Below are 16,396 nucleotides of genomic sequence, written 5' to 3'. Positions count from 1 at the left end.
TCTCCAAAATATCGCAGTGTTTTGCATTGAAGACAGCCTAGGCTTGAGGTGGTCGCTAAATCCTCACGCAGAGTTAAACAATTCGTGATAACTCGGCCCCTGGAAAAGCCGCACAATGCCGATCATTGCCTGGCGCAGGATTAAGTTTCGATGGATCAGCCCAAACGTGTCCTGGTGGTCGAGGACGATATGCACATCGCCGACCTGATCTCGCTGCATCTGCGCGATGAGCAGTTCGAGGTCGTGCACAGTGCCGATGGCAATGAAGGCTTGCGCCTGCTGGAGCAAGGCGGCTGGGACGCGCTGATCCTCGACCTGATGCTGCCCGGTGTCGATGGCCTGGAAATCTGCCGCCGCGCCCGCGCCATGGCTCGCTACACGCCGATCATCATCACCAGTGCGCGGTCGAGCGAACTGCACCGCATTCTTGGCCTGGAGCTGGGTGCCGACGATTACCTGGCCAAACCCTTTTCGATGCTGGAGCTGGTGGCGCGGGTCAAGGCGCTGCTGCGACGGGTCGACGCAATGGCGCGCAACCTGAAAATGGACGCCGGCAGCCTGACCTCCGGCGGGCTGTTTATCGACCCGTTGACCCGCGATGTGTCACTCGACGGCCGGCACCTGGATCTCACGCCGCGCGAGTTCGACCTGCTGTATTTCTTCGCCCGCCAACCCGGCAAAGTGTTTTCGCGCATGGACCTGCTCAATGCCGTGTGGGGTTACAGCCACGAAGGCTACGAGCACACGGTCAACACCCACATCAATCGTTTGCGGGCCAAGATCGAGGCCGATCCGGCGCAACCGGTGCGGATCCTGACGGTGTGGGGCCGAGGTTATAAATTCGCGGCACCGGAGGATCAGCCATGAGACTGACCCTCACGCAGCGCCTGTCGGCGGTGTTCGCCCTGCTGTTGCTGGTGTGCTGCGGCACCTCGGCGTGGATGCAGGTGCGCTCCAACAAGATGCACGAACTTGAAGTGGTGCAAGGGCTGTCCCGCGATCTGGCCCAGCACATTGCCCACGACACCCAACTGATGGACGCCAACGGCCTGATGCCAAACGCCGTGCGCCAGCTGTTCAGCCAGTTGATGCTGGTCAATCCCAGCGTCGAGGTCTATCTGCTTGATGCCAGCGGGCGCATCGTCGGCAATGCCGCGCCAGAGGGACGAATGCGCCGCGAACAGGTCGATCTGGCGCCGGTGCATCGTTTGCTCAACGGCGACGCTTTGCCGATTCTCGGCGACGACCCGCGCAGTGTCGACGGACGCAAGGTGTTCAGCGCCGCGCCGTTACGGGTCAACGGTCAGCAGGCCGGCTACCTCTATGTGGTGCTGCTCAGCGAGGAACACGACCGCTTTGCCGAGCGCGGCGCGACCAGCGTGGCCCTCAATACCGCGCTCTGGTCGATTGGCCTGGTTGCGCTACTGTGCCTGATTGCCGGTCTCACGGCGTTTGCCCTGATCACCCGCCCTTTGCGTCGGTTGACCGAGACCGTTGCCCATTTCGACATCGACGGCGCCCCCGTTGTCCCTCCTTCACCGCCTGCATCAGACAAGCCGGAAAAGACCGCCAGCCATGACGAAATCGCCATGCTCGACGCGGCGTTCCGGCAAATGCAAACCCGCCTGGGCGAACAATGGCGCTCGCTGACGCGCCAGGATCAGGAGCGTCGGGAGCTGGTGGCGAATATCTCCCACGACCTGCGCACACCGCTGGCGTCGTTGCATGGTTATCTCGAAACCCTGTCACTCAAGGACGCCTCGCTGACCCCGGAGGAGCGGCGCCGCTACTTGGGCATCGCCCTGGATCAGAGCCGCAAGGTTGGCGGTCTGGCGCAATCGCTGCTGGACCTGGTGCGCCTGGAACATGGCTTCGTGCAGCCGGTACTGGAACGATTTTCGCTGACAGATCTGGTGCAGGACGTCTTCCAGAAATTCGAACTCACTGCCGAGGCGCGACAGACTGCGCTGAAAGCCAACTTCGCCCCTAGCGGGTTGGCCGTGTGTGCCGACCTCGGCCTGATCGAACGCGTGTTGACCAACCTGCTGGACAACGCGTTGCGCCATACGCCAATCAATGGAGACGTCGAAGTCAGCCTCGTGCCCCAAGGGTCATTCGTAGACGTGACGATCAGCGACAGCGGCCCGGGCATCGCTGCGCAATTGCGTGAAGGGTTGTTCCTGCGCCCGTTCAACATCGGTGGCGCACGGCGTGATGGCGGGCTGGGCTTGCGCATCGTGCACCGGATCCTGCAACTGCATGGTCGCGAGATCCGGTTGATCGATGTTCCCGGGCGGGGCGCGACCTTCCGCTTCTCGCTGCCGGTGGATGAGGAAACAGCGGCTCAGTTGGCGATTCGGTCGATGAATTTGAACTCGCCGGGGAAGTAGAGCGCGCAAGACATAGTGAGTAGTGAGGCTTGCCCCGGTACCGGTCAGTTAAGCCGCTACGCGCTCCGTAGCAGCTGCCGACAGGCTGCGTTCGGCCGCGCAGCGGTCGTAAAATCATGCACTGCAGTTTTGCAGGTTAACCGTAATGGCCTGATTGGCGACTGCTTCGCAGCCGAACGCAGGCTTCGCCAGCTGCTACGGGGAATGAGCGCCCTATGACGCCAGGTACACCGCCGCATCCAGCTCAATCATCACCGGCTCCTTGGTGGTCGCCATTTTCAGCAACAACGTGCGCAACGCCTCCGGCCCCTGCGGCGCATGGTGGTCGATGTGGAAACTGCGGGCCATGGCGGCGAAGTCCGGGGTCATGATGTCTACACCCAGTGGCGGGATCTCGCGGGCCTGCATGTAGTCGCGGATTTCGGCGTAGCACTGGTTGTTCCACAGCACCATGATGACGCCCACTCCCGCTTCTCGCGCAGCGATCAATTCAGCGCAGGAGAACTGCAGGCCGCCATCCCCCACCAGGGCGACAACCGCACGCTCGGGCTTGGCCAGCTTGGCGCCAATCGCCGCAGGCAAGCCGTAACCAAGGGTGCCATAGCCACTGCCGGCGTTGAACCAGCTGTTGGGTTTCGGCGACTGGTAGCCCACCGCGCCCTGATACACCGGTTGCGTGGAATCGCCGACGATCAGCGGATCGACCAGGCTGTCACGCAGCAGGTCGAGCAGCCCTTGCAACCCCTGTTGTTTGGCCGTCCAGCTATCGCGTTCGCACTGGTTGACGCGCTGCACACTGTCCAGCGCCCAACGGCCACTTTGAACCGGCGCCGCAACATTGGCCAATAGCGCAAGCAAGCCCTCGCGGGCATCGCCGACCAATCCGACGTGAGCTCGCTGCACGCCCATGACCTGCATCGGATCGATGTCCAGACGAATCAACGACGCCTTGAATTTCAGTGGCCCGAGGCCGAAAAAATCGTAGTCCGTCTCACCCAGTTCAGTACCGACGGCGAGGATCACATCGGCCTCGTCGAACAGCGACCGACCATGGGCCGACGACTGCACACCGTCGAGCAGCAACGGATGGCCGACCGGCAACAAGCCCCGGGCATTCGTCGTCAACGCCCCCGGCGCTTGCAGGCGCTCGGCCAGTTGCTGCAGGACTTCGGCACAGTCACGCGCTCCGCCACCGGCCAAAGCTCTGCGAGAATAGCTGGCCAGGCTTCCCAAAGATATCTTCCGCCTCAAGGGGCTGGTGCAACTGCAAGGTAACGAACAGCCTTATTGGCTGCAACATGTCGGTGCCCGCAGCCAGTTCAGCCTGGCCACCGGACAAACGCCGGAACACGCTGTACAAATGGTGTTCATCGCCCGCCGCGGCTGTGGCCTTCGTGAAACATTGGAAGCGGGGTTGGCGGATATTCAGGCAGTGTGAACGACGCAGGAACCTCATGGCCGCTGTGGCTGGCGGCATATCCCGCAACAATCTGATCTACGTCAGCCCCTTATATCTTTCGCACACCGTACTACGCTGGGTTTCATCGTCTTGAAGCGCGTCTTTGAGCCTCTTTTTGAATTCCACGAAGTCCCCTTATGAAAGATCAGACCAGTCCCGCTTCCCCGGCAGAACGACCGCTCATAGGGAGCACCTTGCCAATATGTACGTATTTCTGTACGTTTAAATCATTGAGCGAGGACCCCGTCATGCAAACCATCAATTACACCAATGCCCGTGCGCACCTGTCTGAAACCATGGATCGAGTAAACGAAGATCGTGTTCCGCTGCTGGTGACACGCCAAAAAGGCGAACCGGTCGTCATGATTTCTCTGGCCGAATTCAACGCCCTCGAAGAAACCGCTTACCTGCTCCGCTCCCCCGCCAACGCCGAGCGCTTGATCAAATCGATCAACAGCCTTCGCGCCGGTAAAGCCAAAGCCAGGCAACTGATTGAAGAATGAAGATTCTCTTTACCCCTGAAGGCTGGGATGACTACCTCTGGTTCCAGCAGAACGATAAGGCCGGACTCCAGCGTATCAACCTTTTGATCAAAGCGATCCAGCGTGATTCTTTCGACGGACTCGGCAAACCTGAACCCCTCAAACATAACCTCAGCGGGTTTTGGTCGCGTCGGATCACGACCGAACATCGATTGGTCTATGGGGTAGAAGACGATGAGATGCAGATACTGATGTGCCGATATCACTACTGAACCCAAACATCAGATTTCAGGCATTCTCCACTCGGCGACGCGAACAGTTGCCACCTTACTGAACGTCCACGCAAGGAAGCTGACGATGAAAACCTGTAGCGCCCTCTCGATCTCCCTTCGCTCAGCGCCCTGGGGATAACTCATGCTCGATATCCTGCAAGGCACGCCGCTGTGGGTTTTCGCTGTTTATCTGCTGCTCTGTTATTACGGGTTCAAGGCCTGCTCGAGCAGCAGGGAAAGCAGGAAATCGTTGCTGATCACCCCATTGATTCTGGTTATCTGGTCGCTGTTTTCGCTGAATCACACCGCCTTGTCGACGGCTTTCTGGATGGGCGGCGTGGCCCTTGGCAGTCTGGTGGCGATGGGCATGTTCTCTCGCAAAGGTACCGTACTGGAGGCTGATGGCAACGGGCTGATCGTCCCCGGAACCCTGAAGATCCTGCTTATCTCCCAGCTGTTCTTCGCCGTGAAGTACTACACCGGCTATCAGGATGCCGTTCACCCTGAGTTGACGGCGACTACGCAAATGCTGGCACTGACTGGAGTGGCTTCGGGGTTCACGGTCGGTCTGTTTTGCGGGCGGGCGATCACCTTGTATTGGGCGTTGTTATCACTGCAAGCGCAATCCTGGCAGCACAGCCGTTAAAAACCGTCACTCAGGCATGGTTCCTTGACGCCGCTGCACACGCACCCTGAAAATGCCCGGCGCGTTTCCCGTCTCAAACCTTGTTAAATGAAGTAGTGAAATTTCAATGCCCGAATCCAACACCGATGAATCCGTAATCACCTTGTCGTCCAAAGTGGAATACGAAAACGCCATCAATCTTTCGCAGCATGTGCCGCAGGCCAAGACCATCAGTGAAATGGTGCTCGATGCTTTTCACACCTCGAAGGAAAGCGACCAGATTCGTGACTTACGCATTGCGATTCGCCAGGCACATGACCAGTTTGACGACGACAAAGCCTACGAACTGATGGGTGAGCTGAAACAGCTTAAAGACGCAGAGGCCGCCGACATCGCCGCTCTGGAAGACTTGAGCACAAAGTTCTCGATCAGCCGGATTCTGTCCAGCTTCAAAGACGATCCTGAGTTCCAGGAGCTGGTGTATGGCCTGGCGCTGAAAGTGTTGAACCAGACCCATCAAGCGGTCAGCAACCCCAGCAGCGGCAAAACCAAAACGGCTCGCGCCAAGAAAGAAATCGAAGTGTTCTCCATCAGCAAGGACGGCGTGAGCGTCACCCTGCCCCTGCGCACACCTCGCTCCAAGCCGAACATGGACCGTGAAGCCTTCGAATTCCTCGGTTTTGCGTTTGTCGGTGAAGGCGATCAAGCGGAACTGGAAACCGATACATTCATCGACAACACTGGCACCGAACAGTCTGCCACGCGAAAAAGCATTATCGCCGCTCTGCAACAGCAGACCGCGTTTGATGGCTATAGCATCGCTGCGCAGTAACCGCTGACGCTGATCATTCCCACGCTCTGCGTAGGAATGCCGCCAGGGACGCTCCGCGTTCCGCTTCGTGAGCTGACGCAGAGCGTCAGAGGATGCATTCCCACGCGGGAGCGTGGGAACGATCAAAGGATCAAAAGATCGTCCGAACGCGGCCCGAGCCTTCGACAGCTACAGAAATCGAATACTCCTTCACCACTCAACAGGCCGAGCGTTAGCTCGCCTGCAGCTTTTGATCTTGATCTACCCGCCCCTTCGGGAGGCCGAGTGGAGGTGTTCATCAGGGGGTAGGCGCGCAGCGCCGTTCGGCGAAGCCGAATACATCGAGAGGAGGTCGAAGCGAAGCCGACCGGAGGCGATGCCCCCGGATGAATGCCGGAGCGAGGGAACGCCGAGCCTTGGCGAGGGGCCGGACGCTTGGGGCGAGCGTTTTTTTGCTTACTTTTTTTAGGCGCTTGTAAAAAAGTGAGGCGCCGTAAGGGCGAAACCGCCAGCCGCCGTTACCGCAGGAATGGATATGTACATCCACAAAAGATAGGTCGGCTGTCAGGCCGCCATCGCGAGCAAGCTCGCTCCCACAGTTTGAATTGATGTACACCTGCGAAAGATTGGTCGGCTGTCAGGCCGCCAGGATCAAAAGATCGCAGCCTTCGGCAGCTCAGGGGGGGGGGCAAAACCTCGCGAATTCATGGCAATAAAAAGCCCCGCGCTTCTATAGAAGGCGGGGCTTTTTGTACAGCGTCCAAACTCAAGGCGCGTAAGTCAGCAACAACTCACTTGGCACTTTGAAGTCCAGGGACATCATCACGCTCAGCGCGGTGATGGTGAAGATCGAGAAGACGAACAGCTTGCGCGCCCAGACTCGATCATCCACGGCCTTGTAGCCGGTCCAGGCCATGTACAGCCAGTACATGCCCATGGCGGCGGCGACGGCGAGGTAGCTCATGCCGGCGTAGCCGCTGAAGGTCAGCATCAAGGTCGCCACAAGGAACGCCAGGATGTAGAGCAGGATGTGCCGCTTGGCCACCTCAATCCCGCGCTTGACCGGCAGCACCGGAATCGATGCGGCCAGGTAATCGTTGAAGCGGAAGATCGCGATGGCGTAGGAATGCGGCATCTGCCACAGGCTGAACATCACCAGCAGCGTCAACGCCGCCATGTCGAAGCTGTTGCTCACGGCCACGTAACCGATCACCGGCGGCATCGCGCCCGACAGACTGCCCACCAGCGTGCCGTGAACCGACTTGCGCTTGAGGTACAGACTGTAGAAGCCGACGTAGATGACAAAACCGATCACCGCGAACAGCGCCGCCAACGGGTTGGCCACACGGTACAGCAAAGCCACACCGGCGACCCCCAGGAGGGTGGCGTAAACCAGTGCCAGTTTCAGGGAGATGAGGCCCTGGACCAGCACACGGTTTTTGGTGCGTTCCATCTTCAGGTCGATGTCGCGGTCGATGCAGTTGTTGAACACGCAACCGGACGCCACCACCAACGAAGTGCCAATCATTGCGGCCAGGAACAGGGCGATGTCGACATGCCCTTTCGAGGCCAGGAAAAACCCGCCTGCCACAGAAAGCACGTTACCGAAAATGATCCCCGGTTTGGTGATTTGGATAAAGTGCTTTAGGGACATCCGGACTTTCCTCAGTGCGCCATCATGACGGAATGGATGCTGTACATGATCCACAGCGACAACCCGACCAGCAGGAGGATAACCAGCGCCGCGAAAACAAACGCAATCACGTTGCTACGCTGGGCGGCGGAGCGGTCCAGGTGGAGGAAGTAGACCAGGTGCACCAGCACCTGGATCACTGCGAAGGCCAGTACGATCAACAGGGTCACGTCTTTCGGTAGCGACGGGTACATCACCAGGCCGAAAGGAATGATGGTCAGGATCACCGACAGGATGAAGCCGATGCCGTACGACTTGACGCTGCCGTGGCTGGCGTCGTGACTATCGTGGCCATTGTGTGAGTGAGCTGCGTTAGCCATTTACAGAGTCCCCATCAGGTAAACAACGGTGAATACGCAGATCCACACAACGTCCAGGAAGTGCCAGAACAGGCTCAGGCAGCTCAGACGGGTCTTGTTGGTCGCTGTCAGGCCATTCTTCTGGACCTGATACATCATGATCGCCATCCAGATCAGACCGCTGGTCACGTGCAGACCGTGGGTACCGACCAGGGTGAAGAACCCGGACAGGAAGCCGCTGCGGTTCGGACCGAAGCCTTCGGAGATCAGCGTATGGAACTCGTTGATCTCCATGCCGATGAAGCCCAGACCGAACAGGAAGGTGATGGCCAACCAGCCCAGCACCTGACTCTTCTTGCCTTTGAACAACGCCAGCATGGCGAAGCCGTAGGTGATCGAGCTGAGCAACAGGCAGGCGGTTTCGCCCAGCACGTATGGCAGTTCGAAGATGTCGTGGCCCGACGGGCCACCGGCTACGTTGTTTACCAGTACCGCGTACACCGCGAAGATCGACGCAAACAGAATGCAGTCGGTCATCAGGTAGAGCCAGAAACCGAATACGGTCATCTCGCCCGAGTCGTGGTGATGGTCATCGTGCCCATGGTCATGACCATGGGCGTGTCCAACATTGGTCACTAAGTTCGACATGGTTTAAGCCTGTTCCAACGAGGTTTCAACACGGGTGGCGGTGGCCGGAATCGCTTTGGCCGCAACCAGACGCTTGTGCTGCTCGGCTTCAATGCGCTCGATCACATCGACCGGCACCATGTAGCCCTGATCATCACGGGCAGCGTGGATCACGAAATAGATCACGGTGCCGGCAAGACCTGCGATGGCCATCCACCAGATATGCCAGATCATTGCGAAACCGAACACGGTCAACAGAGCACCCATGACCAGACCGGTCGCGGTGTTGTTTGGCATGTGGATCGGCTCGTAACGGGCCGGAGCCTTGTACGCAGTACCGTTTTGCTTGGCTTCGGTGAACGGGTCGATGCCGTCGGCTTTCGGCAGTACAGCGAAGTTGTAGAACGGTGGTGGCGAGGAGGTCGACCATTCCAGCGTGTGGGCATTCCACGGGTCGCCGGCTTCGCACATGTTCTGCGGCAGCTTGCGATCACGGATACTCACGTACAACTGGATCAACTGGCAGGCAATACCGAAGGCGATCAGTACCGCACCGACCATTGCAACGTGCAGGTATGGCGTCCACTCAGGGTTGGTGGTGCTGTTCAGACGACGGGTCATGCCCATGAAGCCCAGTGCATAGAGCGGCATGAACGCGACGAAGAAGCCCGAGATCCAGAACCAGAACGCTGCCTTGCCCCAACCTTCGTGCAGCTTGAAGCCGAACGCTTTAGGGAAGTAGAAGCCGAAACCGGCGATGTAACCGAACACGGCGCCGCCGATGATCACGTTGTGGAAGTGCGCGATAACGAACAGGCTGTTGTGCAGAACGAAGTCAGCACCCGGAATGGCCAGCAGTACGCCGGTCATGCCGCCGATGGCGAAGGTCACCATGAAGCCCAGGGTCCACAGCACCTGGCTGGTGAAACGCAGACGGCCCTGGTAAATGGTGAACAGCCAGTTGAATAGCTTCACCCCCGTCGGGATCGAAATCAGCATCGTCGCCAGACCGAAGAAGGCGTTGACGTTGGCACCCGACCCCATGGTGAAGAAGTGGTGCAGCCAGACCATGAAGCCGAGGATCGTGATCGCGCCGCTGGCGTAGATCATCGAGTGGTGGCCGAACAGTTTCTTGCCGGAGAAGGTCGAGATGACTTCGGAGAAGATCCCGAACGCCGGCAGAATCAGGATGTAAACCTCGGGGTGCCCCCAGGCCCAGAACAGGTTGACGTACATCATCGGATTTCCACCCAGTTCATTGGTGAAAATGTGGAAATCCATGTAACGGTCAAGCGTCAGCAAAGCCAGGGTAGCGGTCAGGATCGGGAAGGAAGCGACGATCAGTACGTTGGCCCAGGTGCAGGTCCAGGTGAAGATCGGCATGTCCATCATTTTCATGCCCGGGGTACGCATTTTCAGCACGGTGGCCAGGAAGTTGACCCCCGTCAGCGTCGTCCCTAGACCCGATAGCTGTAGTGCCCAGATGTAGTAGTCCACACCCACGCCCGGGCTGTAGCCCAGTTCCGACAGCGGTGGATACGCAACCCAACCGGTACGGGCGAATTCGCCGACACCCAGGGACACGTTGACCAGCACTACGCCGGATACCAGCAGCCAGAAGCTCAGGGAGTTCAGGAACGGGTAGGCAACGTCACGTGCGCCGATCTGCAGCGGCACTGCAAGGTTCATCAGGCCGGTGAAGAATGGCATCGCCATGAAGATGATCATGATCACACCGTGAGCGGTGAAGATCTGGTCATAGTGTTCAGGTGGCAGGTAGCCAGGCGAACCCTCGGTGGCCAGGGCCAGCTGGGAGCGCATCATGACCGCGTCGGCAAAACCACGCAGCAGCATGATCATGGCAACGACGATGTACATCACGCCGATTTTCTTGTGGTCGACCGACGTCAGCCACTCGGTCCACAAATAGGTCCACTTCTTGAAGTAGGTGATTGCAGCAAATACCGCCAGACCACCGAGCGCGATCATGGCGATGGTCACCATCACGATCGGCTCGTGGAACGGGATCGCTTCCCAACTTAATTTACCAAACATCGTTTACTCCTCTGCCCCGGCAGCTGAATGCGAACTCATGTCCATCCCTTCCATACCGGCCACTTCCTTCCCTTCCTTCTCGTGGTGCATCGGCTGGCCCGGTTTCATGCCTTCATACTTGTCGATGATGGTCTGGAACAGGTTCGGCGCGTACGAGGAGTAGAGTTCAACCGGGTTGTTCTGGCTTGGTTTGGAAAGGGCTTCGTATTCAGCTTTTTCAAGCTGTTTAGGTGCCTTCTTGACATCACTGACCCAGGCATCGAAATCTGCCTGAGAGGTGGCGATTGCTTTGAATTTCATGCCAGTGAAGCCAGCACCGCTGTAGTTGGCGGAGATACCGTCAAACTCGGCATTCTGATTGGCGATCAGGTGCAACTTGGTCTCCATGCCCGCCATCGCGTAGATCTGACCGCCCAGGCCCGGAATGAAGAACGAGTTCATCACGGTGTCGGAGGTGATTTTGAAGTTAACCGGCGTGTTGGCCGGGAACACCATCTTGTTGACGGTGGCGATGCCTTGTTCCGGGTAGATGAACAGCCACTTCCAGTCCATTGCGACCACTTGAATGGTGATCGGCTTGACGTCGGATTCCAGCGGACGGTACGGGTCCAGCGCGTGGGTCGACTTGTAGGTGACGTAACCCAGGGCAATGATGATGAGCACTGGAACAGCCCACACCGCGATTTCGATCTTGGTGGAGTGCGACCAGTTCGGCGCGTAGGTCGCGTCCTTGTTGGATGCGCGATATTTCCAGGCGAAAGCGAAGGTCATGACGATGACCGGCACCACGACCAACAGCATCAGCAGCGTTGCGGTGATGATCAGGTTTCGCTCGTCCAGGCCGACCTGGCCCTTCGGATCGAGCAAGGTCATATTGCAACCACCCAGCAACAACGTGCCGAGCAGAGGCAAGAAGCCTAAGAATCTGGGGTACCTGTTTTTACTCATCTCACGACCTCTAAAGCAGCTTGCGCAATGCAGTTGGGTTTTGATCGCCAACACTTCACCCTGCCAAGGGTTGGCATTTTTTCTTCGATTGAATAAGGGCCTGCCCGTCGCGCTAAACGCTGATCGACAAATCCTGGGCTAGCGGTAATTCTTATTCGAATTCGTGGTCAAAGGCCTTGTTACAGACCAATTCCATTTGGTGCGGATAGTTGGAAGGTTGCCGACACCTGGAGTCGTATGGAGCAATCAAACCGCCCCTCGCCTCCCCTCCTGACGAAGAATGAGCAGCGCCGGAAACTCAGTGCGTGCGATTGTAGATATGTAGCGTTTTATAAACCATGTCTCATATCGAAATAATTTTTATCGGATCTGGCAATAATCATTAACGATTATTGCACCACCCAGCGATCGTATCGCTTTTCATTCGCAACAATAACCATAAAAAATGTAGGCTTAATGCGCTCATTTTAGACAGCTTCGCTGCCCGATCTTGCCCCTCAATTTGCCCCAAGACCTCTTGAAACAAGGCCTCCAGCGTTTCCCTGGAGCCTGTTAAATCTGCCTGATGGGGTTTTGCGGCTTTCGGCAATTTGATCGCTGAACGGGGAGAAATTCAGGCTGCCATACAGCACCAACATGACCACTTGAAATGTCTCGCCATACCCGGTGTGTGACAACGTGTCGCACATGCGCCGCACATTTCACTGCTGCAAACCACACTCTTTTTTCAAGGGCACCGAAATGCAAAGCGCCCCGATCCTCACACGCAGGACCAGGGCGTTTTTGTGTCGCTATGTGATGTGGCGGATGACTTCAGCGCAGGTTTTTGCGATTGCGGGAGATACCCAGCGGCACCAGCACCACCGTCAATACGAAGGCCACCAGCGCCCACTGCGCCAGGGACAAACCCAGCACGGGTGGGTAAGGCGTCTCGCAGAAACCGTCGACCCGAAAGCCCAGCGGGAAGATCGAAGCCAGCGGCAAGCCATCGACGATCGGCTGCAGGACGTCGATTCCGCAACTGACCGCAGGGTAGAACTGGATGTAGACGTGATGACCAGCCACCGCGGCGCCAGCGATGGCACTGAGCACCACCAACACTTCGAACACGGTAATACTGCGGCGGGTGTGCATCGCCGCGCCGATGAAGGCGAAGATCGCAATCAGCAATAAGGCATAGCGTTGCAGGATACACAGCGGACATGGCGCTTCGCCCAGCACCACCTGCATGTACAGCGCACCGCCGATCAGCGCCAGGCAGATCACACCCAGCAAGACCAGAAACCGTCGCTCGCGCCCCAAACGCAGTATTTCGTCACTCATCCCCGTATCCCTTTGCCAAAGTGGTGGTTTTCGTCTGTCCGCAAGTTTACACGCTGGCCGTGAGCGCACGCGGGCGGTTCGGTGGTTTTAACAGGAGGAATTAACGGCAGGGGAATTAACGGGGGATTAATCGTTGGAGATGATTTTGATCGTTCCCACGCTCCCGCGTGGGAATGCCTCACCGGACGCTCTGCGTCCGCTTTTGTGACGCGCAGCGTCACGGGCTGCATTCCCACGCAGAGCGTGGGAACGATCATTCAATAAAGGTTTACTCCAGCGCCGCAGCCGGACCGAAGAACTCGTAACGGCTTTGTTTCTCCGGAACGCCCAACGCCTTGAGGTGACGTTTGATTGCGCCCATGAAGCCTTTGGGACCCAGGAAGTAAGCGTCCAGATCACGCTCTTCAGGCATCCAGGCAGCAAGCTGATCCTGACTCAACAGCCCGACCCGGTGCGCCGCCGGACTGACGCCATCATCTTCGGCGTAGCAGTAGAAACGCTTGAGTTGCGGGTGACGCTCGGCCAGGCCATCCACCCAATCACGGAAGGCGTGGACACCGCCATTACGCGCACAATGAATGAAGTGCACCGGGCGTTTGCTCGCCAGAGCTGCTTCAAGCATCGGCAAAGTAGGTGTAATGCCGACACCGCCACTGATCAGTACCAAAGGTTTGTCGCTGGCGGTCAGGGTGAACTCGCCGGATGGCGGAAACAGCATGATGCTCGCGCCGACATGGAACCGGTCATGCAGGAAATTCGAGGCACGACCGCCAGCTTCGCGCTTGACGCTGATGCGGTACTGGCCGGCGTCAGCCAGGGCCGACAATGAATAGTTACGACGAATCTCTTCGCCATCGAGGATCAGTTTCATGCCGATATATTGGCCAGGCTCTGCCGCCAGAATCGGGCCCTTGTCTGCAGGCTCGAAGTAGAACGAAGTAATTTCCGAGCTTTCCTCGACCCGCGCGACCAGTTTGAATTCCCGCTCACCGCGCCAGCCGCCCGGTGCTTCGGCCTTCTGGTCATAGATCACCGTTTCAGCACCGATCAGGATATCGGCCAGTTGGTTATAGGCCGCGCCCCAGGCGCTTATGACTTCAGGGGTGGCAATCTCACTGCCGAGCACTTCGGAAATGGCCCGCAGCAGGCAGCTGCCAACAATTGGGTAATGCTCAGGGAGGATTTGCAGGGCAACGTGCTTGTTGATGATTTTCGCCACCAGATCGCCCAATTGGTCCAACTGGTCGATATGCCGCGCATACATCAATACGCCGTTGGCCAGTGCCCGAGGCTGATCGCCACTGCTCTGGTGGGCCTGGTTGAACAACGGACGCACTTGCGGGTATTCAGAAAGCATCATGCGATAGAAGTGAGTGATCAACGCTTCGCCACCGCTTTCCAGCAGAGGGACGGTCGATTTGACGATGGCACGGTCTTGAACGCTAAGCATAAGGGCAACTCCTGAGCTTTTTGGTTTCCAGCTGACTACCCTTTACTTATCAGTTTCCATGCCAACAATTAAATCTATATAAATCAATAAGTTAATAAAATAGTAGTCATATCGACAATGCCTGCTTTATAGTCATTAAGACTATATGGAGTCAATATGACTGCAAAATCACTGCTCACCGCCCTGCTCCCTCTGGTCTCCGACCTGTCCCGCGAACTGCCGGAGGGCGAGCGCTATCGACGCCTGCTCGAAGCCATGCGCGCTCTGCTGCCGTGTGACGCCGCCGCCCTTTTGCGCCTCGACGGCGAATGGCTGGTGCCCCTGGCGGTGGATGGCCTGAGCCCCGACACCCTGGGCCGACGCTTCAAGGTCAGCGAACATCCGCGCTTCGAGGCGTTGCTCAGCAGTCCCGGGCCAACCCGTTTCGCCAGCGACAGCGAGTTGCCGGACCCTTACGACGGTCTGGTGGACGGTCTCGACGAACACCTGGAAGTCCACGACTGCATGGGTTGCCCACTGTTTATCGACGAACGCCCTTGGGGTCTGCTGACCCTCGATGCGCTGGACCCGCAGCGTTTTGAACCCATCGAACTGGACGCCCTGCAGGCCTTTGCCAGCCTCGCCGCCGCGACCGTCAATGCCGCTGAGCGTATGGAGCGTCTGGCCCTGCGCGTCGAGGACGAACACCAGCGTGCCGAGGTTTACCGTCAGGCCAGCGGCCAGCAAAACCGCGAAATGATCGGCCAAAGCAAAACCCATAAACGCCTGATGGAAGAGATCAGCCTGGTCGGCGGCAGCGACCTTACGGTGCTGATCACCGGCGAGACAGGAGTCGGCAAGGAGCTGGTGGCGCAGGCGATACACGCGGCTTCGCCGCGAGCCGACAAACCGATTATCAGCCTGAACTGCGCCGCCCTGCCGGACACACTGGTGGAAAGCGAGTTGTTCGGCCATGTGCGCGGCGCCTTCACCGGCGCGATGAACGACCGCCGCGGCAAGTTCGAACTGGCCAATGGCGGCACGCTGTTCCTCGATGAAGTTGGCGAGTTGTCGCTGACCGTTCAGGCCAAGTTGCTGCGAGTGCTGCAAAGCGGCCAGCTGCAGCGATTGGGTTCGGATAAAGAACATCAGGTCGATGTGCGCCTGATCGCTGCAACCAACCGCGATCTGGCCGAAGAAGTGCGCAGCGGCCGCTATCGAGCCGACTTCTATCATCGCCTCAGCGTTTACCCGCTGCTGGTGCCGGCGCTGCGGGATCGCGGCCGTGATGTGCTGCTGCTCAGCGGCTTCTTCCTGGAGCAGAACCGCTCGCGCATGGGCCTCAACAGCTTGCGCTTGACCAGCGATGCCCAGGCGGCGCTGCTGGCTTATGCCTGGCCGGGCAATGTCCGTGAACTCGAACACTTGATTGGTCGCAGTGCGCTGAAGGCGCTGGGCAATTGCCGCGAGCGCCCGAAGATCCTCAGCCTCAGCGCGGCGGATCTGGAGTTGCCGAATGTCGCGCAGCAAGCATCCCCGTCAGAGCCTGCCAGCGCCCCCGTGGATTTACCCGACGTCGCCGGGGATCTGCGCCTGGCTACCGAGAACTACCAGCGTCAGCTAATAAGCGCCTGCCTTGAGCGCCACCAGAACAACTGGGCAAGCGCGGCCCGTGAGCTAGGCCTGGACAGGGCAAACCTTGGTCGAATGGCGAAACGCCTGGGGATGAAATAACACACATCCCCCGTAGCAGCTGGCGAAGCCTGCGTTCGAGGACGAAGTCCTCGCAAAACGGTCACCGTGTTCTACCTGTTACACCACGGTTTCAGGTTTTACGACTGCTGCGCAGCCGAACGCAGCCTTCGGCAGCTGCTACGAAGATCGCGCCGGTCTGGTTTACCGGGATTACCCCTAAAGCCAGCCCTGAACAAGTCGATAACCCGTTATCGATAGCTGTTCACGGCCCCGTTTCCGCGAACCACC

At 58.4% G+C, this 16,396-nt stretch carries 16 protein-coding genes; 8 read left to right on the top strand and 8 right to left on the bottom strand.

Annotation, left to right across the window (positions count from 1 at the left end):
• Nucleotides 1-150: 150 nt before the first annotated feature.
• Together AC07UI_RS07560 and AC07UI_RS07555 are read left to right on the top strand one after the other, a co-directional pair.
• Nucleotides 151-867 (top strand): response regulator transcription factor, encoded by a 717-nt coding sequence (locus tag AC07UI_RS07560; protein ID WP_494991896.1) that lies wholly within the window; start codon nt 151-153, stop codon nt 865-867.
• Complete coding sequence (locus AC07UI_RS07555; protein WP_494991895.1) at nt 864-2,390, top strand: sensor histidine kinase; 1,527 nt, start codon at nt 864-866, stop codon at nt 2,388-2,390. The genes AC07UI_RS07560 and AC07UI_RS07555 overlap by 4 nt, the downstream gene beginning before the upstream one ends.
• A gap of 213 nt (nt 2,391-2,603) precedes the next feature.
• Here the strand turns inward: AC07UI_RS07555 and AC07UI_RS07550 are convergent, their stop codons facing one another.
• A complete protein-coding gene (locus AC07UI_RS07550; RefSeq protein ID WP_494991894.1) occupies nt 2,604-3,623 on the bottom strand; it encodes a thiamine pyrophosphate-dependent enzyme in 1,020 nt (339 codons plus the stop codon).
• A 25-nt stretch (nt 3,624-3,648) separates the two neighbouring features.
• Between AC07UI_RS07550 and AC07UI_RS07545 the strand changes: the two genes are divergently transcribed.
• The 5 genes from AC07UI_RS07545 to AC07UI_RS07525 all read left to right on the top strand — a co-directional run bounded on the left by AC07UI_RS07545 (nt 3,649) and on the right by AC07UI_RS07525 (nt 6,060).
• The gene (locus AC07UI_RS07545; RefSeq protein ID WP_494991893.1) at nt 3,649-3,828 is read left to right on the top strand and encodes a hypothetical protein; all 180 of its coding nucleotides are present in this window, start codon (nt 3,649-3,651) and stop codon (nt 3,826-3,828) included.
• 269 nt (nt 3,829-4,097) lie between these two features.
• Entirely contained in the window at nt 4,098-4,352 is a 255-nt protein-coding gene (locus AC07UI_RS07540) for a type II toxin-antitoxin system prevent-host-death family antitoxin (protein WP_494991892.1), read from the top strand.
• A complete protein-coding gene (locus AC07UI_RS07535) occupies nt 4,349-4,603 on the top strand; it encodes a Txe/YoeB family addiction module toxin (protein WP_494991891.1) in 255 nt (84 codons plus the stop codon). The genes AC07UI_RS07540 and AC07UI_RS07535 overlap by 4 nt, the downstream gene beginning before the upstream one ends.
• 142 nt (nt 4,604-4,745) lie before the next feature.
• A complete protein-coding gene (locus AC07UI_RS07530) occupies nt 4,746-5,249 on the top strand; it encodes a hypothetical protein (RefSeq protein ID WP_494991890.1) in 504 nt (167 codons plus the stop codon).
• Nucleotides 5,250-5,355: 106 nt separating this feature from the next.
• Nucleotides 5,356-6,060, top strand: coding sequence for a hypothetical protein (locus tag AC07UI_RS07525; protein ID WP_494991889.1), 705 nt, complete (start codon nt 5,356-5,358; stop codon nt 6,058-6,060).
• Between the two features lie 745 nt (nt 6,061-6,805).
• On the opposite strand, the gene cyoE is transcribed toward AC07UI_RS07525, so the two are convergent.
• From cyoE to hmpA, 7 genes are all read right to left on the bottom strand, one after another.
• Nucleotides 6,806-7,693, bottom strand: a complete 888-nt coding sequence (cyoE, locus tag AC07UI_RS07520) for a heme o synthase (RefSeq protein ID WP_494991888.1) — start codon at nt 7,691-7,693, stop codon at nt 6,806-6,808.
• An 11-nt stretch (nt 7,694-7,704) separates the two neighbouring features.
• Complete coding sequence (gene cyoD / locus AC07UI_RS07515; RefSeq protein ID WP_494991887.1) at nt 7,705-8,052, bottom strand: cytochrome o ubiquinol oxidase subunit IV; 348 nt, start codon at nt 8,050-8,052, stop codon at nt 7,705-7,707.
• Nucleotides 8,053-8,679 carry a cytochrome o ubiquinol oxidase subunit III gene (locus AC07UI_RS07510; protein WP_494991886.1) on the bottom strand — a complete coding sequence of 209 codons (627 nt, stop codon included), beginning with the start codon at nt 8,677-8,679 and terminating at the stop codon, nt 8,053-8,055.
• A 3-nt stretch (nt 8,680-8,682) separates the two neighbouring features.
• Nucleotides 8,683-10,713 carry a cytochrome o ubiquinol oxidase subunit I gene (gene cyoB, locus AC07UI_RS07505; protein ID WP_494991885.1) on the bottom strand — a complete coding sequence of 677 codons (2,031 nt, stop codon included), beginning with the start codon at nt 10,711-10,713 and terminating at the stop codon, nt 8,683-8,685.
• Between the two features lie 3 nt (nt 10,714-10,716).
• Complete coding sequence (gene cyoA, locus AC07UI_RS07500; RefSeq protein ID WP_494991884.1) at nt 10,717-11,661, bottom strand: ubiquinol oxidase subunit II; 945 nt, start codon at nt 11,659-11,661, stop codon at nt 10,717-10,719.
• An 813-nt stretch (nt 11,662-12,474) separates the two neighbouring features.
• Nucleotides 12,475-12,984 carry a disulfide bond formation protein B gene (locus AC07UI_RS07495; protein ID WP_494991883.1) on the bottom strand — a complete coding sequence of 170 codons (510 nt, stop codon included), beginning with the start codon at nt 12,982-12,984 and terminating at the stop codon, nt 12,475-12,477.
• Nucleotides 12,985-13,252: 268 nt separating this feature from the next.
• A complete protein-coding gene (gene hmpA, locus AC07UI_RS07490; RefSeq protein ID WP_494991882.1) occupies nt 13,253-14,434 on the bottom strand; it encodes an NO-inducible flavohemoprotein in 1,182 nt (393 codons plus the stop codon).
• 156 nt (nt 14,435-14,590) lie between these two features.
• Between hmpA and norR the strand changes: the two genes are divergently transcribed.
• Nucleotides 14,591-16,147: a nitric oxide reductase transcriptional regulator NorR gene (norR, locus tag AC07UI_RS07485; protein WP_494991881.1), complete on the top strand. Its 1,557-nt coding sequence runs from the start codon at nt 14,591-14,593 to the stop codon at nt 16,145-16,147.
• Nucleotides 16,148-16,396: the final 249 nt, after the last annotated feature.

The sequence above is a fragment of the Pseudomonas sp. GW821-FHT04C07 genome (genome assembly GCF_059420325.1).
The sequence above is the reverse complement of the archived record's forward strand: the minus strand, read 5'-3'. Positions and strand labels throughout refer to the sequence as shown.

What these genes read in the sequence shown, in the direction of transcription:
- norR (WP_494991881.1), top strand. Translation starts at nt 14,591, where the DNA reads ATGACTGCAAAATCACTGCTCACCGCCCTGCTCCCTCTGGTCTCCGAC.
- cyoB (WP_494991885.1), bottom strand. Translation starts at nt 10,713, where the DNA reads ATGTTTGGTAAATTAAGTTGGGAAGCGATCCCGTTCCACGAGCCGATC.
- cyoE (WP_494991888.1), bottom strand. Translation starts at nt 7,693, where the DNA reads ATGTCCCTAAAGCACTTTATCCAAATCACCAAACCGGGGATCATTTTC.
- AC07UI_RS07535 (WP_494991891.1), top strand. Translation starts at nt 4,349, where the DNA reads ATGAAGATTCTCTTTACCCCTGAAGGCTGGGATGACTACCTCTGGTTC.
- hmpA (WP_494991882.1), bottom strand. Translation starts at nt 14,434, where the DNA reads ATGCTTAGCGTTCAAGACCGTGCCATCGTCAAATCGACCGTCCCTCTG.
- AC07UI_RS07530 (WP_494991890.1), top strand. Translation starts at nt 4,746, where the DNA reads ATGCTCGATATCCTGCAAGGCACGCCGCTGTGGGTTTTCGCTGTTTAT.
- AC07UI_RS07560 (WP_494991896.1), top strand. Translation starts at nt 151, where the DNA reads ATGGATCAGCCCAAACGTGTCCTGGTGGTCGAGGACGATATGCACATC.
- AC07UI_RS07540 (WP_494991892.1), top strand. Translation starts at nt 4,098, where the DNA reads ATGCAAACCATCAATTACACCAATGCCCGTGCGCACCTGTCTGAAACC.
- cyoA (WP_494991884.1), bottom strand. Translation starts at nt 11,661, where the DNA reads ATGAGTAAAAACAGGTACCCCAGATTCTTAGGCTTCTTGCCTCTGCTC.
- AC07UI_RS07555 (WP_494991895.1), top strand. Translation starts at nt 864, where the DNA reads ATGAGACTGACCCTCACGCAGCGCCTGTCGGCGGTGTTCGCCCTGCTG.
- AC07UI_RS07525 (WP_494991889.1), top strand. Translation starts at nt 5,356, where the DNA reads ATGCCCGAATCCAACACCGATGAATCCGTAATCACCTTGTCGTCCAAA.
- AC07UI_RS07495 (WP_494991883.1), bottom strand. Translation starts at nt 12,984, where the DNA reads ATGAGTGACGAAATACTGCGTTTGGGGCGCGAGCGACGGTTTCTGGTC.
- cyoD (WP_494991887.1), bottom strand. Translation starts at nt 8,052, where the DNA reads ATGGCTAACGCAGCTCACTCACACAATGGCCACGATAGTCACGACGCC.
- AC07UI_RS07510 (WP_494991886.1), bottom strand. Translation starts at nt 8,679, where the DNA reads ATGTCGAACTTAGTGACCAATGTTGGACACGCCCATGGTCATGACCAT.